The 20,228-nt window shown below is 39.0% G+C and carries 23 protein-coding genes; 17 read left to right on the plus strand and 6 right to left on the minus strand.

Annotation, left to right across the window (positions count from 1 at the left end; translation table 11 throughout):
* From Q0296_RS07535 to Q0296_RS07555, 5 genes are all read left to right on the plus strand, one after another.
* Positions 1 to 990, plus strand: a 990-nt coding sequence (locus tag Q0296_RS07535; protein ID WP_298038838.1) for a L,D-transpeptidase family protein, incomplete at its 5' end; no start/stop codon positions are given.
* A 2-nt stretch (positions 991 to 992) separates the two neighbouring features.
* Positions 993 to 1,232 (plus strand): CmeU family protein, encoded by a 240-nt coding sequence (cmeU, locus tag Q0296_RS07540; protein ID WP_009294264.1) that lies wholly within the window; start codon positions 993 to 995, stop codon positions 1,230 to 1,232.
* Positions 1,225 to 2,238 carry an alanine racemase gene (locus Q0296_RS07545; RefSeq protein ID WP_298038842.1) on the plus strand — a complete coding sequence of 338 codons (1,014 nt, stop codon included), beginning with the start codon at positions 1,225 to 1,227 and terminating at the stop codon, positions 2,236 to 2,238. The genes cmeU and Q0296_RS07545 overlap by 8 nt, the downstream gene beginning before the upstream one ends.
* A gap of 9 nt (positions 2,239 to 2,247) precedes the next feature.
* Positions 2,248 to 2,679, plus strand: a complete 432-nt coding sequence (locus tag Q0296_RS07550; RefSeq protein WP_021088382.1) for a hypothetical protein — start codon at positions 2,248 to 2,250, stop codon at positions 2,677 to 2,679.
* Positions 2,670 to 3,071 carry a flagellar protein FlaH gene (locus Q0296_RS07555; protein ID WP_149722909.1) on the plus strand — a complete coding sequence of 134 codons (402 nt, stop codon included), beginning with the start codon at positions 2,670 to 2,672 and terminating at the stop codon, positions 3,069 to 3,071. The genes Q0296_RS07550 and Q0296_RS07555 overlap by 10 nt, the downstream gene beginning before the upstream one ends.
* Positions 3,072 to 3,708: 637 nt before the next feature.
* Here the strand turns inward: Q0296_RS07555 and htpX are convergent.
* From htpX to ribA, 5 genes are read right to left on the minus strand one after another with little or no spacing between them, the layout of a single operon-like run.
* Entirely contained in the window at positions 3,709 to 4,575 is an 867-nt protein-coding gene (gene htpX / locus Q0296_RS07560) for a zinc metalloprotease HtpX (protein WP_298038851.1), read from the minus strand.
* An 8-nt stretch (positions 4,576 to 4,583) separates the two neighbouring features.
* Complete coding sequence (locus Q0296_RS07565; protein ID WP_298038853.1) at positions 4,584 to 4,949, minus strand: hypothetical protein; 366 nt, start codon at positions 4,947 to 4,949, stop codon at positions 4,584 to 4,586.
* Entirely contained in the window at positions 4,946 to 5,140 is a 195-nt protein-coding gene (locus Q0296_RS07570; RefSeq protein WP_009294554.1) for a hypothetical protein, read from the minus strand. Before Q0296_RS07570 ends, Q0296_RS07565 begins: the two co-directional genes overlap by 4 nt.
* Complete coding sequence (gene rsmG / locus Q0296_RS07575; RefSeq protein WP_298038861.1) at positions 5,137 to 5,703, minus strand: 16S rRNA (guanine(527)-N(7))-methyltransferase RsmG; 567 nt, start codon at positions 5,701 to 5,703, stop codon at positions 5,137 to 5,139. The genes Q0296_RS07570 and rsmG overlap by 4 nt, the downstream gene beginning before the upstream one ends.
* On the minus strand, positions 5,703 to 6,266 hold the full coding sequence (ribA, locus tag Q0296_RS07580) for a GTP cyclohydrolase II (RefSeq protein ID WP_012001491.1): 564 nt from the start codon (positions 6,264 to 6,266) through the stop codon (positions 5,703 to 5,705). Before ribA ends, rsmG begins: the two co-directional genes overlap by 1 nt.
* A gap of 68 nt (positions 6,267 to 6,334) precedes the next feature.
* Between ribA and hemB the strand changes: the two genes are divergently transcribed.
* The 12 genes from hemB (at position 6,335) to Q0296_RS07640 (ending at position 19,855) form a co-directional block, all read left to right on the plus strand.
* Complete coding sequence (gene hemB, locus Q0296_RS07585; protein WP_298038866.1) at positions 6,335 to 7,306, plus strand: porphobilinogen synthase; 972 nt, start codon at positions 6,335 to 6,337, stop codon at positions 7,304 to 7,306.
* Position 7,307: 1 nt separating this feature from the next.
* Entirely contained in the window at positions 7,308 to 8,225 is a 918-nt protein-coding gene (gene argF, locus Q0296_RS07590) for an ornithine carbamoyltransferase (protein WP_298038869.1), read from the plus strand.
* On the plus strand, positions 8,222 to 8,707 hold the full coding sequence (locus Q0296_RS07595) for a DUF2603 domain-containing protein (RefSeq protein ID WP_298038872.1): 486 nt from the start codon (positions 8,222 to 8,224) through the stop codon (positions 8,705 to 8,707). The genes argF and Q0296_RS07595 overlap by 4 nt, the downstream gene beginning before the upstream one ends.
* The gene (gene hemN / locus Q0296_RS07600) at positions 8,700 to 10,061 is read left to right on the plus strand and encodes an oxygen-independent coproporphyrinogen III oxidase (protein WP_298038875.1); all 1,362 of its coding nucleotides are present in this window, start codon (positions 8,700 to 8,702) and stop codon (positions 10,059 to 10,061) included. The genes Q0296_RS07595 and hemN overlap by 8 nt, the downstream gene beginning before the upstream one ends.
* A 114-nt stretch (positions 10,062 to 10,175) precedes the next feature.
* Positions 10,176 to 11,852 carry a TolC family outer membrane protein gene (locus Q0296_RS07605; RefSeq protein WP_298038878.1) on the plus strand — a complete coding sequence of 559 codons (1,677 nt, stop codon included), beginning with the start codon at positions 10,176 to 10,178 and terminating at the stop codon, positions 11,850 to 11,852.
* 20 nt (positions 11,853 to 11,872) lie between these two features.
* Positions 11,873 to 12,532: a transglutaminase-like cysteine peptidase gene (locus Q0296_RS07610; protein WP_298038886.1), complete on the plus strand. Its 660-nt coding sequence runs from the start codon at positions 11,873 to 11,875 to the stop codon at positions 12,530 to 12,532.
* Positions 12,529 to 14,478, plus strand: coding sequence for a LapD/MoxY N-terminal periplasmic domain-containing protein (locus Q0296_RS07615; protein WP_298038890.1), 1,950 nt, complete (start codon positions 12,529 to 12,531; stop codon positions 14,476 to 14,478). Before Q0296_RS07610 ends, Q0296_RS07615 begins: the two co-directional genes overlap by 4 nt.
* Positions 14,479 to 14,481: 3 nt before the next feature.
* Positions 14,482 to 16,620, plus strand: coding sequence for a type I secretion system permease/ATPase (locus Q0296_RS07620; protein ID WP_298038893.1), 2,139 nt, complete (start codon positions 14,482 to 14,484; stop codon positions 16,618 to 16,620).
* Between the two features lie 2 nt (positions 16,621 to 16,622).
* A complete protein-coding gene (locus Q0296_RS07625; RefSeq protein WP_298038895.1) occupies positions 16,623 to 18,089 on the plus strand; it encodes an HlyD family type I secretion periplasmic adaptor subunit in 1,467 nt (488 codons plus the stop codon).
* Positions 18,089 to 18,583 (plus strand): DUF5416 family protein, encoded by a 495-nt coding sequence (locus Q0296_RS07630; protein ID WP_298038898.1) that lies wholly within the window; start codon positions 18,089 to 18,091, stop codon positions 18,581 to 18,583. Before Q0296_RS07625 ends, Q0296_RS07630 begins: the two co-directional genes overlap by 1 nt.
* Before the next feature lie 17 nt (positions 18,584 to 18,600).
* Positions 18,601 to 19,236 carry a response regulator transcription factor gene (locus Q0296_RS07635; protein ID WP_298038900.1) on the plus strand — a complete coding sequence of 212 codons (636 nt, stop codon included), beginning with the start codon at positions 18,601 to 18,603 and terminating at the stop codon, positions 19,234 to 19,236.
* Positions 19,229 to 19,855 carry a transglutaminase-like cysteine peptidase gene (locus tag Q0296_RS07640; RefSeq protein WP_298038903.1) on the plus strand — a complete coding sequence of 209 codons (627 nt, stop codon included), beginning with the start codon at positions 19,229 to 19,231 and terminating at the stop codon, positions 19,853 to 19,855. The genes Q0296_RS07635 and Q0296_RS07640 overlap by 8 nt, the downstream gene beginning before the upstream one ends.
* Here the strand turns inward: Q0296_RS07640 and Q0296_RS07645 are convergent.
* Entirely contained in the window at positions 19,852 to 20,100 is a 249-nt protein-coding gene (locus Q0296_RS07645) for a hypothetical protein (RefSeq protein WP_002941090.1), read from the minus strand. The genes Q0296_RS07640 and Q0296_RS07645 overlap by 4 nt on opposite strands.
* Positions 20,101 to 20,228: the final 128 nt, after the last annotated feature.

The following is a 20,228-nucleotide window of genomic DNA, read 5'->3' on the forward strand; positions in this document are numbered from 1 at the left end:
ATTTTACTTTTTGGGACACTTCATTTGAAAAAGATACTACTTTTCTTCATCGCGTTAGCGCCTTGTCTTTTTGCCCAAAATTACGAAGAAATTTACTTAAAAAATGGCTCAGCTGCCGTCATCGAAGCTATTGAAAAAAACATTTTAAGTAAGGATTACTGGCTTAAAAAGCTTGAAGGCAAGGACGTAAGATACGGATATTACGACAACGAGATACTACTAAGCGTGGTTGATAAGACAGACAAAGAGCTAGAAGTCATCTCATATAACGACGGTGTGACGAAAAAGCTTTTTAGCTCAAGCGTCATCGTCGGCAAAAACGGCGATAAGCTGCTTGAAGGCGACCTAAAAACGCCAGTTGGCGTCTATCAGCTCACACGTAGATTTACGCCAAATGATAGATACTTGGGGCCTCTTGCCTTTTCTCTTTCATATCCAAATTTGCTTGATAAGCTTGCAAAACGCAATGGCAGTGGCATCTGGATACATGGCTATCCGCTTGATGGTCAAAGGACAGATGAGCTAAAGACAAAGGGCTGTGTGGCTATGCAAAATGACATCTTGATGAAATTTGACGAAGTTATAGACCATAAAAAAACGCTCGCATTTATCTACGAAGACAAGCGCCCAGAAGCAAGCGTGAACGACATAGCGGTGATCATCTCTGGAATTCTTAACTGGAAAAAGACTTGGAGCGAGAGTGACATTGATAGCTATTTGAAATTTTATGATAAAGATTTTGAGCGGTATGACGGCATGAGCTTAGAAAATTTTAAAAATATGAAACGAGCGATCTTTTCTAAAAAAGAGAAAAAACATATCGCTTTTTCAAATTTTCTCATCACACCTTATCCAAATCTTAAAAACGACAAGCTCTTTCGCGTGAGTTTTTATGAGGATTACGCTGCTGATACGCATAAATTTGCAGGTCAAAAGACCCTTTATGTCAAGCTTTATGGCGATGAGATGAAAATTTTTATAGAGGAGTAGAAGTGGAAAAATCTCAAGAAGTAAAAGAGAAGATAGAGAAAATTTTAGAGGCGAGGTCGGCATTTTTTGCTGAGCTTGACCGCCAAGTGCCAAAGAAAAATGGCACTGATGTCTTTGACTTTAGCAAGGTTAAAGAGGCTGATCTAAAAGAAATTTACGCTAAATTTTATGCATTTGACTACAACGTAAGAAAGCTCTTGCCTGACGTTTATAAAGCTTATGATGTGAATTTCAATGTCTGAGATACGCCTAAACAAAGCAGCTTACATCCACAATCTAACTAAAATTTGTGACAAAGCTGGCGGAAAAGAAAAAGTGATCGTCGTGCTAAAAGATAACGCTTATGGACACGGCGCAAGGCTCATAGCTAGCGAGGCTAAGAAATTTGGCATAAAAAACTGCGCTGTAAAGAGCGAGTGTGAAGCAAATGAGATCGCTGATATCTTTGAAAATATCTTGATCCTCTCGCACATCCCAACAGGTGATGAGAGCGCTAAATTTACCTACGCCATAAACGACATAGACGCACTTTTAAAGATAAAAGAAAATACAAAAATCAACCTCGCCATCGACACTGGCATGCATAGAAATGGGCTTGATATAAGCGAGCTTGATTATGCATTTGAAATTTTAGCCAGAAGAAATTTAGAGCTTCTTGGCGCTTATACGCACTTTCGAGCAAGTGATGAGCTAAATGCTGATTATTTCGTGCAAAGAGAAAATTTTAACGCCGCAAAAGCGAAAATTTTAGCTCTTTGTGATGAGTTTGGTATAAAAAAACCGATCTTTCACTCTCACAACTCAGCCGCCCTTGAAAGAGTGAGCGAGATAAAAGATGAGATGGTGCGCGTGGGCATCGCTCAGTATGGATATGCCCAGTTTAATGGCTCTTTAAATTTAAAACCAGTGCTTTCACTTTGGGCAAAGCGCGTTAGCAGGCGGGTCTTAAAAAGTGGTCAAAGCGTGGGATATGGAGCTAAATTTATAGCAAAAGATGATATAAACGTCGCTACTTACGACCTTGGATATGGCGACGGACTGCTAAGATATAATGGACATGGTGAGCTAAGGCTTGCAAGCGGCGAGCTGATACTTGGCAAAATTTCGATGGATAGCTTTAGCTGCAAAGATAGTGGCGAATGGGTCTGTGTCTTTGAGGACGCAAATGTCTGGGCTAACTTTTTTGGCACGATAAACTACGACATCTTGGTCAAACTCTCGCCAAATATCACTAGAAAATTTATATAAAGGTAATATGTGAAAAAGATCGTTTTATTAGCTCTTGCAAGCCTTGCTTTTGGTGTGCAAGAGAGTGAGTTTAAAGTTTATGAGCAGATACTAAATCAGCTTGATACAAAGCAGATCCCAGCCTTTGTCGTCCAAACCGCAAAGCCAAATTTACCAAGCAGGGTCGATGAGATGATCACGCTAAAAGATGTAAGCAGTGACGGGCTAAACATACATGGCGAGTTTGTCTTAAATGAGACCAAGACAAAGAAGCTAAAAGGCTATAACAAGGCTCAAATTTCGGCTTTAAAGGATGAGTTTTATCAAAACGGAAAAGAGGCGCTTTGCAACTCAGGCATGGCAAGAGCTGCGCTAAATCGCGGCATCACGCTAAGTGGTAGCTATGGCTTTGAGGGCAGGCATCTTTTTGATTTGAAGCTGGATAAGAGTAGTTGCGAGTAGCCCTTTTTGCTCTGGTTTTTTGCTCGCTTGCTCTGGCTCTTACGCCAGATATGGCAGCGAAAAATCACGCAACATACTACAAAAAAAAGCTCCCATTTATCTGCACGCCGACGCTAACGCTTAACGATATCTTAAACGTCGGCGACACGCTCATCTACAGATACGCCGTTAAACACGCAAGAAAACAAGAGATCAAAAGGCTTGAAGAAAAAGAGCTTTTGGAATTTATCGAGGCTATAAAAAAAGAGAATTTAAGAACCGCTTGCAAGGATAAAGAAATTTTAAATATGCTAAGCATCGGCGTTAGTTTGGATGAAATTTTCTACTCAGAAAACGGCGAACTAATCTTTGAATACACTATAAAGGACGAAGACTGTAAGAGACTTCAGTGAAATTTGGGGTTAAATTTAAGTTTTTGGGTTTTAAATTTAGTTTTTAGCCAAGCTGTCTTTGCAAATTTTAAACTTTCACTCACCCGCAAGAATTGACTACTAAAATTTGGCTTCGCTTGCCACTTAACTCAAATTTTAGAGCCGAAATTACTCATTCATGAAATTTTAAAATTTGTCTGAGTTTATTTAGCATAAAAACTGCATGCAGTGCGTTAGCACGATTGCATGCCCCTTGAACGTGCGAGGGGTTTGGAGGATTTAAAAAGGGGGATAAGGGGACGGCCTCGTAACTCGAGTCCCCCTTGTCTCCCTTTTGATAAATAAAATTTACAAAATTTCATTAGATTGCTTTGCAAATTTTAAAATCTTACTCACTCGCCTTAGCAACTTACCAAATTCAGGTCTCGTTATCACTTGCCACTGAATTTGGAAGCGTGATATGCTCGTTCATAAATTTTAAATTTGCCAGAATTCTATTCACTCGCAAGAATTGACTACTGATTTTAGGTTTCGCAAAGCTCTCCACTAAAATCAGAGCCGAAATTACTCGTTCATGAAATTTTAAAATTTGACTACTATATTTAAAATTTAAACCAAAAAACGAAAAATTTAGCCCAAATTTACTAAGAGCTAAATTCTACATGCCTCTTTTTATCTCTTGCTCTAGTCTTTGAAGCTCAGCTATCCTGTCGCTGGTGCTTGGGTGCGTTCTAAAAAGCACGCTAAGCTTGCTAGTTAGCGAGCCAAATGGATTTACGATAAACATATGCGCGCTTTGCTCGCTTGCGTTTTGCATAACGTAAGAATTTGAGTAGCTTTCAAGCTTTCTTAGTGCGCTGGCTAGCCACTCTGGGTGCCCTGTTAGATAGGCTGCGCCTTTGTCCGCCTTGTACTCGCGCTCTCTTGAGATCGCCATTTGTATGACTGTGGCAGCTAGAGGCATCACAACGGCGATGATTAGCATAATCACTGGGTTGGCGTTTCGCTGTGAGTTTTGATTTTGACCAGCGATGGTGCCTATCTTGGCAAAATTTGCGACCATCGCGATAGCACCAGCTAGTATGGCTGCGACTGAGCCAGTTAGGATGTCGTAGTGCCTTACGTGACTTAGCTCGTGAGCTAACACGCCCTCGATCTCGTTTTCATTTAAAATTTTTAAAAGCCCCTCGGTTACTGCGACGGCTGCATGGCTTGGGTTGCGCCCTGTGGCAAAGGCGTTTGGCACCTCTTCTGGGATGATGTAAATTTTTGGCATCGGCAAATTCGCCTTTTGTGTGAGGCGTGAGACGATCTCGTAAAGGCCGTGAGCGTTGCTCTCATCAACTGGGATGGCGTTATATCTTTTTAAAACGAGCTTGTCGCTGAAAAAATAAGAAAAGATATTCATGCCAGCTGCCATCAAAAAGGCGATCATCATGCCTTGCTCGCCGCCAACGTAGCCGCCAACAGCGATGAAAACTAGCATTAAAGCAACCATTAAAAAAGCGGTTTTGAAAATTTCCATTTTTGTCCTTATTCTTTTATGGCATTTGGCAAGATCGCTGCGTCGATCTCAAATTTCGCAAGCTCGCAAAGGCTTGCTTCATTTTCTATCAAAACAGCGATAAGTGCGTCAAATAGGTAGTTTTGCGCAACTTTTGCCAGATCTTTAGCTAGCGTAATATCGGCAATAATAAATTTTGCTCCAGCGCCGTTTGCGATGATAGCTTCGTTTATGTCATTTGCGATGATGCTAAAGTTTGCTCCAGCTTCTAGCGCTTTTTTTATCAAATTTCTATCAAATTTAAAGAGATTTTGCCTGCTGTTTGAAATTTCATCTTCGCTTTTGCAAAGAAATAGCGGTTCAAATTTGATCAGTTCATCACCCAAAATTTTCATCTCTCACCCTTTATGCACTCTTTGCAGATGTATTTTCCATCCCTTAGCACCATTTGATCGATGTCGCTAAAGACACCGCATTTGCTGCACTCTTCGAAGTTGCTGGTGCTTATCTTGTCGCTTTTTTTTCTATTTTTAAAAAATATGATGTAAATCGCAACCAAAATCGCTACAAAAAGCAAGTATTTCAACGTATCTCTCCTTGATTTTTGAGATTAAAAAATATGTAGTTTCTGTTTTTTTCATTATAAATTTGTGCGTCTATGCCTGAAATTTCCTCCATGACGCTAGAGCCCTTGTAGATGAGAAATTTAGTGCTCTCATCATAAAATCCCTCACAAATTTTTATAAGCTCTTTTGTCTTGCTAAGCGCCCTTGAGGTGATGAGATCAGCCATAAATTTATCTGCAAGCTCGATCTTTTGGTTATGGACTTCTAAATTTTGCAAGCCAAGCTCGATCTTAGCGTAGCTTAGAAATGATGACTTTTTAGCTATCGGCTCAAAAAGGTGCCACTTAGTGCGCGGCATCGCAAGTGCTAAAAATATCGCTGGAAAGCCAGCGCCACTGCCAACATCGATCGCCGTTTTAGCACTTAGGTCAAAAATTTCAAGCGGCTTTATGCTATCAAGCACCTGCTCGCTTATATCTTTATAATTGCTTAAGCTATGAACTTTGTTAAATTTAGCAAAAATTTGAGCGTAAGCCTTTACTTTTTCGTTAAATTCAGCTGGCAAACAGAGCTCATTTTTCATCACAAGATGTGCCCCATTTGCTCTTTTTTGACCTTTAAGTAGCCTTCGTTAAATTTATTTGGCTTGATGACGATAGGCACGCGTTTTACGATCTTTACTGAGCTTAGTCCGTGAAGTTTTAAAGGGTTATTTGTGAGTAAATTTACCTCTTTTATACCGTAGTGATTTAGGATAAAATCAACCACTTCATACGTCCTCTCATCAGCCTTAAAGCCTAGCTGGTGATTAGCCTCAATGGTGTCAAAGCCCTTGTCTTGGAGGCTGTAAGCGTTTATCTTGTTTAAAAGCCCGATATTTCTGCCCTCTTGACGCAGGTAGATGACCATGCCACCATTTTCTTCGATATATTTTAGGCTCGCTTCAAGCTGATCGCGACAGTCGCACTTTAGGCTTCCGATCGCATCGCCAGTTAGGCATTCGGAGTGAATTCTAAGATTTACCACTTCGCTCAAAGGCTCTTTGTAGATCACGAGGTGCTCTTTTGCCCCTTCTTTGAAAGCTTGAACCTTATAAGTGCCAAATCTTGAGGGTAGATTTGCGGCGTTTGAAATTTCTATTTTCATTTTAAATTTACTCCAACTATGCTAAACTAGCTAAAAATCACGCATTTTAACAAAGAAAAGGCAAAAATATGTTTAAACGTTTTAGAAGATTAAGAATAAATCCAGCTTTAAGAGAGATGGTAAGAGAGACTAGCCTTAGCGTAAATGACTTCATATATCCGCTCTTTGTAGTCGAGGGCAAAGGCGTTAAAAACGAGATCGCTTCGATGCCAGGCGTTTATCAAATGAGTATCGATGAGATTTTACAAGAGTGCGAAGAGATAGTAAATTTAGGCATAAAATCGATCATTTTATTTGGCATACCAAGCCTAAAAGATAGCGTTGGCAGCGACGCACTAAGTAATGACGGCATCATCGCAACTGCGCTTCGAGCCATAAAAGATAAATTCCCAAATTTAGTGGTCATCACCGATCTTTGCTTTTGTGAATACACAGATCATGGCCACTGCGGCATAATCGACCACGTGCACAACACCATCGATAATGACGCAACGCTTGAAATTTCAGCAAAACAAGCCTTGATACACGCTCAAAATGGCGCCGACATGATCGCACCAAGCGGTATGATGGACGGTATCATCGCAACGCTAAGAGAGGCGCTTGATAGCAATGGCTATGAAAATTTACCAGTCATGGCATACTCGACTAAATTTGCCTCAGCCTACTACGGACCGTTTCGTGACGTGGCGCAAAGCGCACCAAGCTTTGGCGATAGAAAGAGCTACCAAATGGACAGCGCAAACCGCCTTGAAGCTATAAATGAGAGCTTGCAAGACGAGGCACAAGGCGCTGATATCTTGATGGTAAAGCCAGCGCTTGCCTATCTTGACGTCGTTAGAGAGCTAAGAAATTTAACACTTCTGCCACTTTGCGTCTATAACGTAAGCGGCGAGTACGCACTGCTAAAAGCTGGCGCAAAAGCTGGTATCATCGACTATGAGCGCGTTATGATGGAGACCTTGATCGGCTTTAAAAGAGCAGGGGCAAATTTGATCATCACCTATCACGCAAAAGAAGCGGCTAAAATTTTAAGGGGCTAAGATGAGGCACTTTTTGACGCTAAATGACTTTAACAAAGATGAAATCGAGCAGATGATAAATTTAGCTCGCAAAATCAAAAAAGAGGCGAAAGCTAGAGAATTTAAGCCATATCTTAAAGATCAAAAGCTTGCGATGATATTTGAAAAAAGCTCGACTAGAACTAGAGTGAGCTTTGATGTTGGCATGCATGAGCTTGGCGGATATGCGCTATTTTTAAGCAAAAATGATATACAAATAGGCCGCGGCGAGCCAATCCGTGACACCGCTAGAGTGATAAGCAGGATGTGTGACATGGCGATGCTAAGGGTTGATCGTCACGAAACGCTAGAAGAATTTGCTAAATTTTCAAGCGTGCCAGTGATAAATGGCTTAAGCGATAAATTTCACCCAGTGCAGCTCATGGCAGACTATCTAACCATGCTAGAATTTAGCGCCGGCGAGAAGGTCGCCTACGTAGGAGATGGCAACAACATGACCCACTCGTGGCTCATGCTAGCAAGCAAACTTGGCCTTGAGCTAAGAGTGGCTACGCCAAAAGGCTACGAGGTGGATGCTGAAATTTTAAAAATAGCTAACGAAAACGCAAAAATTTCAGGTGCTAAAATTTTTATCACAAATGATATAAAAGAAGCGGTAGATGGTGCCGATGTAGTGACTACGGACACTTGGGTATCGATGGGTCAGGAGGCCGAGAAAGAAAAGAGACTAAAAGACTTTGCTGGATACTGCGTGGATGAAAATTTGATGAGTTTAGCTAAAAAAGATGCGATATTTTTGCACTGCTTGCCAGCTTACAGAGGCTACGAGGTGAGCGAGGCGGTCTTTGAGAGGCACGCGGATGAAATTTTTAGCGAGGCGGAAAATAGACTTCATGCCCAAAAAGGCGTGATGGTCTGGTTAGACGAGAGAAGAAAATGAGTGAAGAGAAAAATATATATGATGAGATAGATGAGATCGGCACTACACTTGGGCTAAGTAGTCCTGAAAAAACGGTCTTTGAGATAGTTTCAACGAAAAATCCAAACGAGCATATCTTAAATTTAAAAAGTGGCTCTTGGAACTCGAAAGAGCCGTGGTTTGGCATCGATGAAAATCAAAATTTACACACGGTCGTTTCAGTACAATCGCTCTCAGCTTTGATAGAAGCTCTAAAAGAGACGCAAAAAGAGAATTTTGACCTAAGGCTTGAAAAGACGATCTGGCAAAATATCCCAGTTGATTTTAGCGATGTTTGGGTGGTTGCGATGGATGAGATCAAAAAGATTGCTCACGATAAAAAGAGCAGGCAGTTTAACATAGATCTTGAAAAACTAGTAAAAAATATAAAAAAAGAGCATCCAAATCTATTTGTAGATATAAAAGAGATGATTCAAATGGCAAGGAGCAGGGCAGATGATTGATTTTAGTGCGTATGTGAAGTATTCTAGGCCAGGGCCAAGATATACGAGCTATCCGACAGCACCGGAGTTTAGCGATAAATTTAGCTATGAGGCTTATATAAAAGAGCTTGAAAACCGTGATAAAAAAAGGCCGCTTTCGCTCTATTTACACTTGCCATTTTGTAGGAGCGCTTGCTATTTTTGTGGCTGTAACGTCATCTACACGAGCAAAGAGGACCGCAAAGAGAGATATATAAGATATATAGAAAAAGAGCTTGAAATTTTAGCTCGCCACCTAGATACAAGCACTGAGGTCTTGCAGATGCACTTTGGCGGTGGCACACCGACATTTTATAACGCCGCTCAGCTTGATGAGATCATCAAACTTATAAAGGCTAAATTTAAAAATTTCTCAAAAGAGGCTGAGATAAGCTGTGAGATAGACCCGAGATTTTTAACAAACGAGCAGCTTGACGTGCTCATATCTCACGGCTTTAACCGCATAAGCTACGGCGTGCAAGACTTTGATGAGAAGGTGCAAAAAGAAATTCATAGAATTCAGCCATACGAGATCACTCAAAATGCCGTAAAAATGGCTAGAGAAAAGGGCATAAAATCAATCAATATGGACCTGATCTACGGCCTGCCATATCAAAGCCTGGAGAGCTTTAAAAAGACGCTTGAGCTTGCTCTTACGCTTGATCCTGATAGGCTTGCGGTATTTAACTACGCTCACGTGCCATGGATCAAAAAGTCGATGCGTAAATTTGATGAGACAACCCTGCCAAGTCCAGAAGTAAAGCTTGAAATTTTAAAATTTACAGCTGAGTTTTTAACTAAAAATGGCTACAAAATGATAGGTATGGATCACTTTGCAAAGCCAAATGATGAGCTTTTTGGTGCTTTGGCAAATGGCACTTTGCATAGAAATTTCCAAGGCTATACAACAAAGGGCGGCGCTGATCTCATTGGCATTGGCGTGACAAGTATTGGTGAGTGCAAAAGACACTACGCGCAGAACTATAAAGATATGGACGAGTATGAAAAAGCGATCGATAGTGGGAAACTTCCATACGCAAAGGGAATTTATCTAAGTGATGAAGACTTGCTTAGAAAAAGCGTGATAATGAGTTTGATGAGTAATTTCGGGCTTAATATCAAGGCCGTAGAGGAAGAATTTGGCATAAATTTCTTCGAACATTTTAAAAATGAGCTTGAAGAGCTAAAGAATTTAAGTGAATTTGTCGATGTTACGACAGATAAAATCAGTGTAAATGAGACAGGAACGCTGATAATACGAAATATTGCAATGTGTTTTGATGAGTATCTTAAGAAAATTCCAGAGAATTTAAGGCGATTTTCTAAGACAATTTAAAAATTATTTTTTTGTCATAGAGTGTTTAAAATGCATTTAATATTTTTTGATGTATAATTCGCACAAATAGCCAGACGTTATGCTTGGCAATAAAAAGGTAAAAGGATCTTAGTTATGAAAAAGATGTTAGCAATTAGTGCTTTGGCCGCAGCAACATTGCTGTCTGCCCAAGATGTCCCTTATAGGATTTTTCTAGCTTCATTTGCTCAAAGTGACAGCCCAGCTAGAATAAACAGTGCTATTAATAAAGTAAATAGCAAAATATCAGACAGTAGACTATCTACCGGTGTTTACGAGGTTGGCGGAAGAAAGTTTTTATATGTTGACACAACTCCAGTTTCTGAAAATGAAGCTAATGAGTTACTAGCTAAAGTTCAAAATCAGTCAGGCTATAAAGATGCTCTAATGAGACCTAAAAATCCTACTACAGGTACTCAAACAGCGGCTCAAAAAACAAATATAGAGCAAACAATCTCAACTGAAGCTAAACCAGCTACAAAAGTTGATGATAGTGTTTTGACTTTGGATCAAGTTGTAAAAACTATTTTAAGCGAAAACCCAAGCCTAAAAGCTACAGAATTTAACTACCTACAAGTTGGCAAAGACCTAAAAATGGCTAAAAATGCCTACTATCCAACACTTGACGCAGCTGCTAGAGTAGGATATGAGAGAAAACGCCTTGATGATGGAGTTTCAAAAAGAAGAGGTGACGGCAGAGTATCTGGCGCATCTTTAACTTTAGTTGAGAACATCTACAATGGTGGCGCTGATATGAACAGAATCAACTCACAAAGCGCAAGACTTGACTCAGCTGCTTACACAGTAGCTCAAGCTGCAGACAGACTAACACTAAGCGCTGCAAATGCTTACTTACAAGTACTTCAAACAAAGAGAATTCTTGACATTGAAGAAGAAAATGTAAAAAGCCATGAAGAAATTTATAGCCAAATCAAAGATAGAGCAAGATCAGGTTACGGCGTAGCTTCTGAAGAGAGACAAGCTGGCTCACGCTATACTTTGGCTCAATCAAACTACATAGCTGCTAAAAATAACTATGAAGACGCGCTTTCTACATTTGAAAAACTATATGGAAGAAAAGTTGCTGCTAAAAATTTAGTAATGCCATCATTTAATGTTGCATTGCCAGGCACAAAAGAGGCAGTTTACAACAAAGCTGTTCTTTGTAACCCAACACTTCTAGTTCAAAGATCAAACATCGCTATGGCTGAGTCTGTCGTAAAAGAGAAAAATGCACCATTCTTACCAAAACTAGACCTTGTTGTCTCTGGCGCTTATGATCATTCAGATGTTCTATATGATAATTATGAAGAGCAAACATTTGATGCACTTTTAAGACTAAACTACAACCTTTACAACAAAGGTAACGATAAGCTAGACAAAGAAAAGAGCCAGCTTGCTGTTCAACAAGAGCAACAAACTATGGATAACCTTGTAAGAGAGCTTAAAGAGTCTTTAGAATTCTCATGGCAAAACTATGTTCTTAACCAAGAGAAAATGGGCTATCTAAATCAACACGTAGAGTATGCAAAAGCTACACTTGATGCTTACCAAGATGAATTTAGAATTGGCCGCCGTGACCTTATCAACCTACTTGATGCCGAGAATGAGTACAACACAGCATTAAAAGAGATAGCTACAACTGAGACAGCACTTTCTTATGCTAAGTATAGACTACTTGACAACATGGGTATGGTATCAGATAGTTTTGAACCAGGCTTTGCGAAGAGATATATCCAAGGCGCTTGCAGTATTCAAAACGACTTAAGATAAAAATTTAAAAAGTGATGACCATGAGGGTCAAAGCAAAATTCTGGACGCTTATTTTAAGCGTCCTTTTTTCGTTATTAGCAATAAATGCTGTTGGGGATTTTGTAAAACAAACAACGATAGCAAAAGTGGCTAAAATTTATGGAGAAGATGCAAGAAGAAGGGCATCGGCATTAAATTCTTTAATGACTTCTTTGCAAGATGCAACCGAGCAAGAGAAATTAATAAAAGTAAATGACTTTTTTAACTCTTTTAGATGGGTTGATGATATGCAGCTTTGGCGCAAAAAAGATTATTGGGCTACGAGGATGGAATTTATAGGAAAAGGTGCGGGTGACTGTGAAGACTACGTTATTGCAAAATATTTCACTCTCAAACAACTTGGAATTCCAACTCAAAAATTATATTTCACATACGTTAAAGCTTTAAGATACAATCAGGCTCACATGGTTTTAGCATATTACGATACACCAAAGTCTATTCCATTAATTTTAGACAATATAAATGGTAAAATAAAAATCGCAACTCAAAGAACAGACCTCGTGCCAGTTTATAGTTTCAACGGCGATTCGCTATACTTGGCAAAACAAGAAGGTCTTGGTCAGGCAATACCAGGTGGAAATCAAAAACAAAATCCTAAGTGGATGGAACTAATTGATAGGATAGGAAAAGAGGATTTATGACGCTATTTAAACAGATTATGATCGCTGTGATAGCTTTTGGCATCATGATTTTTATGGCTGTTGGCTACTTAAATTTTAAGAGCCTAAATGGATACATCAACGACCAGCTCGGCGAAAACGCAAGGCACACAGCAAACTCGCTCGGACTCGCTCTTAAGCCTATAGTTGATCCTGAGGATATGTCTTTGGCTCAAACGATGATAAATTCTATGTTTGATAGCGGCAGATATAAGCTTATTAAGATCGAAGATGTCGATGGTAAGGTGCTTATAGAAAATTCTCAGCAAACAGTCGTTAAAGACATCCCTGAGTGGTTTTACAAGGTTGCTAAATTTGAAGCTCCAGTGGCAACAAGTGAGATCATGACTGGCTGGGCTAAATTTGGTACGCTTTACGTTCAAGGCAGCACCGCACTTGCATATAACGAGCTTTACTCAAACTCAAAAAGTATCTTTAACTTCCTAACTATTATGATTGTATCCGCTCTCATTGTGGCATTTTTTGCGCTCAAAGCGATATTTAGGCCACTTATGAAGGTGCAAGATCAAGCTGAAGCGATACTTGATAATAGATTTATCATCCAAAAGAGAATTCCATTTACGACCGACCTTAAAAAGATGGTGCTTGCCATGAACTCGATGGTTAGCAAGGTTCAAGACATCTTTGAAAGAGAGGCCGCAACACTTAGCAAATACCAAGAGCTTTTATATAAAGACTCTATGAGCGGCGCTTACAATAGAAGATTTTTTCAAACTAAATTTAGCGAGTATCTAGCCAGTGAAGAGTACTCAAGTGGCGCTGCATCGCTTATCAGCTTTAAAGACCTTGCTGGCTTAAAAGGGGTGCTTGGTTTTGAAAAATGGCAAAGTGTTATCATAAAGATCGCTCAAATTTTACAAGAAAAATCGATAGAAAACGACAAAGACGTGATCGTTGCAAGACTAAATGACAACGACTTTATCGTGCTTTCATACGGCAAAAACTCATCAAATTTCTCAGCTCTAAACGACAAGATCATGGCTGAGCTTAAAAAGCTTTATTTAAATTTTGCACTAAAAGAAGGCGTGTGCCCTGTAAATGCCGCTGTTGTTGAGTATTCGCCAAGCACCGATATGAAGACGCTGCTTACTTCAGCTGACGTCACTTTGGCTAGCTCAAGGCTTGCTGGATGCTTTGCTTGCAAGGTATTTAATGAAAATAACAACACGCTAGTTATGGGTAAAGAGCAGTATAAAGAGCTCATTTTTGACTCGATAAAAGAAGATAAATTTAAATTTGCAGCTCAAAAAGTCGTCGGCTTTAACTCAAGCTTTGAGCAGTATGAGCTCTATCTAAGGCTTGTTGATAAAGAGGGCACTTGGCGTATGGCGTCATACTTTATGCCGATGGTAAATGAGCTAAATTTAGGCGCGATGCTTGACCTTCACATACTAAATAGAATCGCTAGAATTTTATCTGATAGCATCTTGCCTCAAGGGAATTTGGCTATAAATTTAGGAAAAGAGATACTAAATTCAGACGAGAATTTCTCAAAACTTGAAGCTACGCTTAAGAAAATAAGTCAAATTTCAAAATACAAAAACTATATAGAAATTCCAAACAAAGACGATATTAGTATCGAAAGTATAGTTAGACTTACTAAAAAATTAAAAGAACTTGGCTTTGGTTTTGGATTTGACCACTTTGAGCTTAACGCAAATGGCATCGAAAAGCTAAAAGAATTTAATCCAGACTACGTAAAAATCCAGTCAAATGTCTTGATCGACTTCCTAAGCGACAAGTCGGGAGCAAATACAAAACAATCGCTAGATGTTGTTTTAAGCTCAAAAGATATCATTTTGATTGCGATCGGTGTTGAGAGCGAAGAGCAAAAGAGTAAGCTAATTGAGCTTGGCATTAAAAATATGCAAGGAATTTACATAGATGAAATCAAAAATATTGGATGATAGATGCATAGCGACAAGATAAAAGACGAACTGCTTCAATGTTTGGTGATATTTACCAAACTACATAACAACCCATATAGTGCCGATGCTTTGACTATCGGTCTGCCTGTAAAAGATGGCGAAGAGATCGAGCTTTTTTCACTAAAGAGCTCGAAGTCTTTATTTTCTCGTGCAGCTTCACGTGCTGGCTTTGCATCAACGCTTGTTAGAAAAGACCTTGATCAAATTTCGCCTTTAGTTTTGCCTTGTATCTTGATGCTTAGAGGTAAAAAAGCTTGCATCTTGCAATCTTTCAGCGAAGACAAAAAGATGGCAAACATCATCACGCCTGATCTTTCAACTGGTACTAGCACGATAGAAACAAGCAAGCTAAAAGATGAATATCTAGGCTATGCTTACTATCTAAAACGCGAATTTGTCCCAGAAGATACAAGCTCGACAAAGCTTATCGACGCTGGTAATGACCACTGGTTTTGGGGCACTTTAAAGCGATCTAAGAAAATTTACTTTGACGTCGTGATAGCAAGCTTTATCATAAACTTATTTGTCCTTGCAAGCCCGCTCTTTACGATGAACGTCTATGACCGCGTTGTGCCAAATAACGCTGTTGAGACACTTTGGGTTCTAGCGCTTGGCGTGAGCGTTGTTTATGGTATCGATCTATTTTTGAAATTTGTTCGTTCATATTTTCTTGAGATCGCAGGCAAAAAGAGCGATATCATTATGAGCTCTATCTTGTTTGAGCGTGTAATGGATATGAAATTTAGCAATAAGCCAAAGTCAGTTGGCTCGTTTGCTAGCAATCTTAAAGAATTTGATACAGTTAGAAACTTTTTCTCATCAGCTTCTCTAGCTGCTATCGTGGATTTGCCGTTTGCGGTCATTTTCTTGATAGTGACTTATTTTATAGGAAGCTACCTTGTTCTAGTGCCGATCGTTATCATGATAGCTATTTTGTGTTATACGTTTTTTATAAAAGATCCGCTTCAAAATGCCATCAAGAGTACTTTTGAAGCTTCAGCTATGAAAAATGGCATTTTGATAGAGAGCCTTAGCAGCTTAGAGACCATTAAAACTCTTGGTGCTAGCGGCCATGTGCAGTGGAACTGGGAAGAGGCGACTGGCGAGATAGCAAATAGAAGTATCAAATCAAAAATAATCACTACTTCGATCACGACAGTTACGTCATTTTTGGTACAACTAAACACTATCGCTATCATCGTTCTTGGCGTTTATATGATACAAGATACGCACCTTACTATGGGTGGTTTGATCGCTGCTGTTATGCTTAGTTCTCGTGCGATTGCCCCTATGGGTCAAGTAGCCTCACTAGCTGCAAATTTCGAGCAGACAAAGACAGCTTATCAAAGCCTTAGCAAGATCATGCAGATGCCAGTTGAAAGACCTGAGGGCAAGAAATTTGTTAGAAGAAATTCTTTTGATGGCAAGATAGAGTTTAAAAACGTTAGCTTTACTTATCCAGACACCACAAAAGGCTCACTTGATAGGATAAATTTTGTCATTCAGCCGGGTGAGAAAGTAGGCATCATTGGTAGAAATGGCTCTGGTAAGACAACCTTGCAAAAGATAATCCTAGGTCTTTACGCACCTACTGAGGGCTCAGTGCTAATTGATGGTATCGATATAAATCAAATAGACCCAGCCGACCTTAGAAGAAATATCGGCTACGTGCCACAAGATGTTGTGCTATTTAAGGGAACGGTTAGAGAAAATATCGTGCAAAAAGCTCCTTATGTCGATGATATGCAGATCATTAAGGCGGCTAAGGTAAGTGGTGTCGATGAATATGTCAATGCTCACCCACTTGGTTTTGATATGCCTGTCTTTGAAAGAGGCGATGGCATCAGTGGCGGTCAGCGTCAAAGTATAGCCGTGGCTAGGGCATTTTTGCTTGATAGTCCTATCATCTTGCTTGACGAGCCTACAAATTCACTTGATAATACAGTTGAGAGCAAGCTAAAAGCAAATTTAAAGGTAAATACCGTAAATAAAACCATGATTTTAGTAACTCACAGAACATCGATGCTCGATCTTGTTGATAGGCTCATAGTGATGGACAACGGCAAAATTTTACTAGATGGTCCAAGAGACGAAGTTTTAGCTAGACTTAGTGGGAAGTGATTATGCAAGAAGATATAAAAAATCAAAAAAATGAAAATTTAAAGTCAGACGAAAAGCCGGTTCAAAAAAGCGACATAAAAGAGCAAGAGAGTGCTGGAGATCAAATTTTAAATAGCGTAGATGGCATCAAGTCAAACATCCAAGCTAAAAACTACGATGCTTATGACTTGAAATTTATGTCAAGCCTCTCAGAAGCAGTTTTGGCAAAAGCTCCATCAACCTCAAAAAAGATACTTTATGCAGTTAGCATAACTGTATTTTGGCTGCTTTTGTGGGCCTCGTGGGCACAGATAGACGAGATAACAAGAGGTAGCGGTAAGATCATCCCATCAGGCAAAAACCAAGCGATACAAAACCTTGAGGGTGGTATCGTGGATCAAATTTTTGTAAAAGAGGGCGATGAAGTTAAAAAAGATCAGATCCTAATCAGACTTGATAATAAAAATTTCACAAGTAGCTACGGCGAGTCAAAGCTAAGGCTTGATGAGCTTCAGGCTAAATTTATGAGGCTTGACGCTGAGGCAAATGATAAAGAATTTGACTACAACGAGACAAGAGATGTAAATAATAGTAAGGCTGTAAGATACGAGATAAGCTTGCACCACTCAAATATTGACCACCTAAACGAGCAAATAGGAATTTTAACAGAGCAAATTCACCAGCGCCAAAGTGAGCTAACCGAGCTTAGAAATAAAATTTCTCAAACTCAAAATAGCTACAACCTTGTCTTAAAAGAGAAGGCGATCATGGAGCCTATCTTTAAAAAAGGTCTTGTGAGTGAGGTCGAGTACATCCAGCTTCAAAGACGTGTAAACGACCTAAGGGGCGAGCTTGATGCAGCGATTTTGGCTGTGCCAAGGGTCGAGTCTACTATAAAAGAGGCTAAAAATAAGATAGAAGAGGCAAAGCTTGCGTTTAAAAACAACGCTAAAAAAGAGCTAAACGAGGTCTCAGCGGAGATCGCTAGGATAAACGAGTCACAAATCAGCCTAAGCGATAGGGTCGAAAGAACTTATGTGAGATCGCCGGTAAATGGTATCGTTAGTAAGATGATGGTGCACACTGTTTCAGGCGTTATTAAACCTGGTGAGAATATCGCCGAGATCGTGCCGCTTGAAGATAAGCTCGTAGCAGAGGTAAAGGTTAAGCCTGCTGACGTTGCGTTTTTAAGACCTGGTCTTGATACGATGGTTAAATTTACGGCTTATGATTTTAGTATCTATGGCGGTCTAAAAGGCACGGTTACGCAGATCAGTGCTGATACTGAGACAAATGAAAAAACAGGCGAGAGCTACTATCTAGTCAGGATCGAAACTGATAAAAACTACCTTGGTAGCGAGGAAAAACCACTTAGGATCAAGGTCGGTATGATCGTTTCAGCCGACATCATCACTGGCAAGAAAACGATACTTGATTATCTCTTAAAGCCTATTTTGAAGGCAAAACAAAACGCTTTAACGGAGAGATAATGAGCAAAATAGCTAGCTTTGAGCGAAATTTAAACGAATATCAAATTTCAAGAGCAAAGCTGGCTGATGAATTTATTATTGTAAGCGGCGAAGAGTGTGATCTCATCGGTAGAGAAGTGGATAAATTTATCTTTAAAGATTGCGAAAAAAGCTTTGATGAGATGATAAATTTAAAAAGCGAAAATTGTATAAATTTAGCTGGCGTAGAGATCAAAGATGAGCTTATAAAGAGCATAAAAATATCAATAAACGGCTACGATGAGAGCCATGATAGTTTGGATTTTGATCTAAATTTGATCTCACTTAGCGTGCCATATCGATATGCGATATCAAATGGCTGCTTTGAGATGAATATATTTTTAAAAGAGAAAAAAGAGGTAGTCGAGAGATTTTTGGCTACTTTTAGTTATAAATTTGAGGCAAATAGTGGCAAGGAGCGCCACGTGGTAGCCTTCGTAAATGAAGCAAAAATTTACGAACAAACATGCCTGTGATATAAGGAAATTTGGGGATGAATGTTGTTTTTTTTACACAAAATGGATCACTAAATAATTTATGGCGGGGATATTTTCCAGAAGAAAATGTAAAATTTGCCCACAACAAAAAAGATTTTTTTGCAAATTTAAATGACGAGGTCGATATCGTTGGCATCGATACAAACGCATTTAAAGATAGTCTTGATGAAAATATCAAAACGATCCGTGAAAATTTCCCAAATATCAAATTTCTCATCCTAGCAAACGAACCAAAATTTAGCGAAGGCAAACACCTGCTAGCACTTGGTGTCAAGGGCTACGCAAACTCACACATGAGAAAAACCCACTTTGAAGACGCTTTTGAGACGATACTTAACGGCAAAGTTTGGCTATATCCTGAGTTTATCCAAGCTATGATAGGCGAGCTAACTGGTTCATATATCAGCAGTGAAAGTGAAAAAGAGGATAAAAAGAGCGACCTTTCTGAGCTTAGCTCACGCGAAAGAGAGGTTGCAAATTTGATCTATCAAGGCCTTACAAATAACGAAATTTCTGAAAAAACAGGCATCACACTAAGAACCGTAAAGGCACATACGACTTCTATTTACAGCAAGCTAAATGTCAAAGATAGAATAGGTCTTGTGCTTTTGATGAAGCAGTTAAATGCGTAAAATTTTACTTCTTTTGGCATTTTGCGCCTCGCTTTTTGCGGATAATTATGAAATTTCACCAAAAAATATAAATTTATGTAAAAACCAAATTTGCAGAAATATCCTAAATCATTATGCTGACTTTATGAAAAAGACCCAAAACGAGAGCTTTATGAGAAAGCTCGAACTCGTAAATTCATACCTAAATACAATAATGCCAAGATACGATGATTTTTACAACACAAATGTTGATGTTTGGAGCACTAGAGGCGAGTTTTTAAGACGTGGTGGTGGCGACTGTGAAGAGTATGCGATATCAAAGCGAGACAGCCTAAAAGACCTTGGCTTAGACAATCAAAAATGTTTGCTAGTCGTTAAAGAAAAAAATACAAAAAGATACCATATGGTTTTAGCTGTTTGGAAAAATTTGCAAAAAGAGCCTTTGATACTAGATAATCTAAGCTTTAGAGTCCTACCGCTTTCAAAGCGATATGACCTCGTGCCAGAGTATTGCTTGATGGATGGGAAATATTTTAAGATAAAAAAAGATGGGATAAATTTAGAGCCTATAAATATAAGAATGCAAAGTTATGAAAATTTATTAAGGAAGGAAAAAGAAGAGAAATTTTGGAAGAATTAATCTTCCAAATCGATATCTATTTTCTCAACATTTGTTGTAATATCTTTGGTGTTTTTCTCAATGTTGTGTTTATTTTTCTCGATTAGTGATCTGTTTTGACCTATAAGGTCTCTATTTTCTTTGATGCCATCACTGTTTTGCTCGATCATCTTACTTAGCGTCGCTATCTTTTTTTCATAGCGGATCATTAAGAAGTAGATCACATAAATTAGCAGTAAAATTACCGCCCAAGGTAAAAATTGCATATTAAATCCTTTGTAATTTTTCGTAATTATAGAAATTTTAGCTTTTAAAAAAAATAAAACTATGAAAATATGAAATTTTGTATATGTAAAATTTATCTTTGTTCTTTGGTAAAAGTGGCTCAGATTAG

The organism is uncultured Campylobacter sp. (assembly GCF_937890585.1).
Taxonomy (GTDB): Bacteria; Campylobacterota; Campylobacteria; order Campylobacterales; family Campylobacteraceae; genus Campylobacter_A.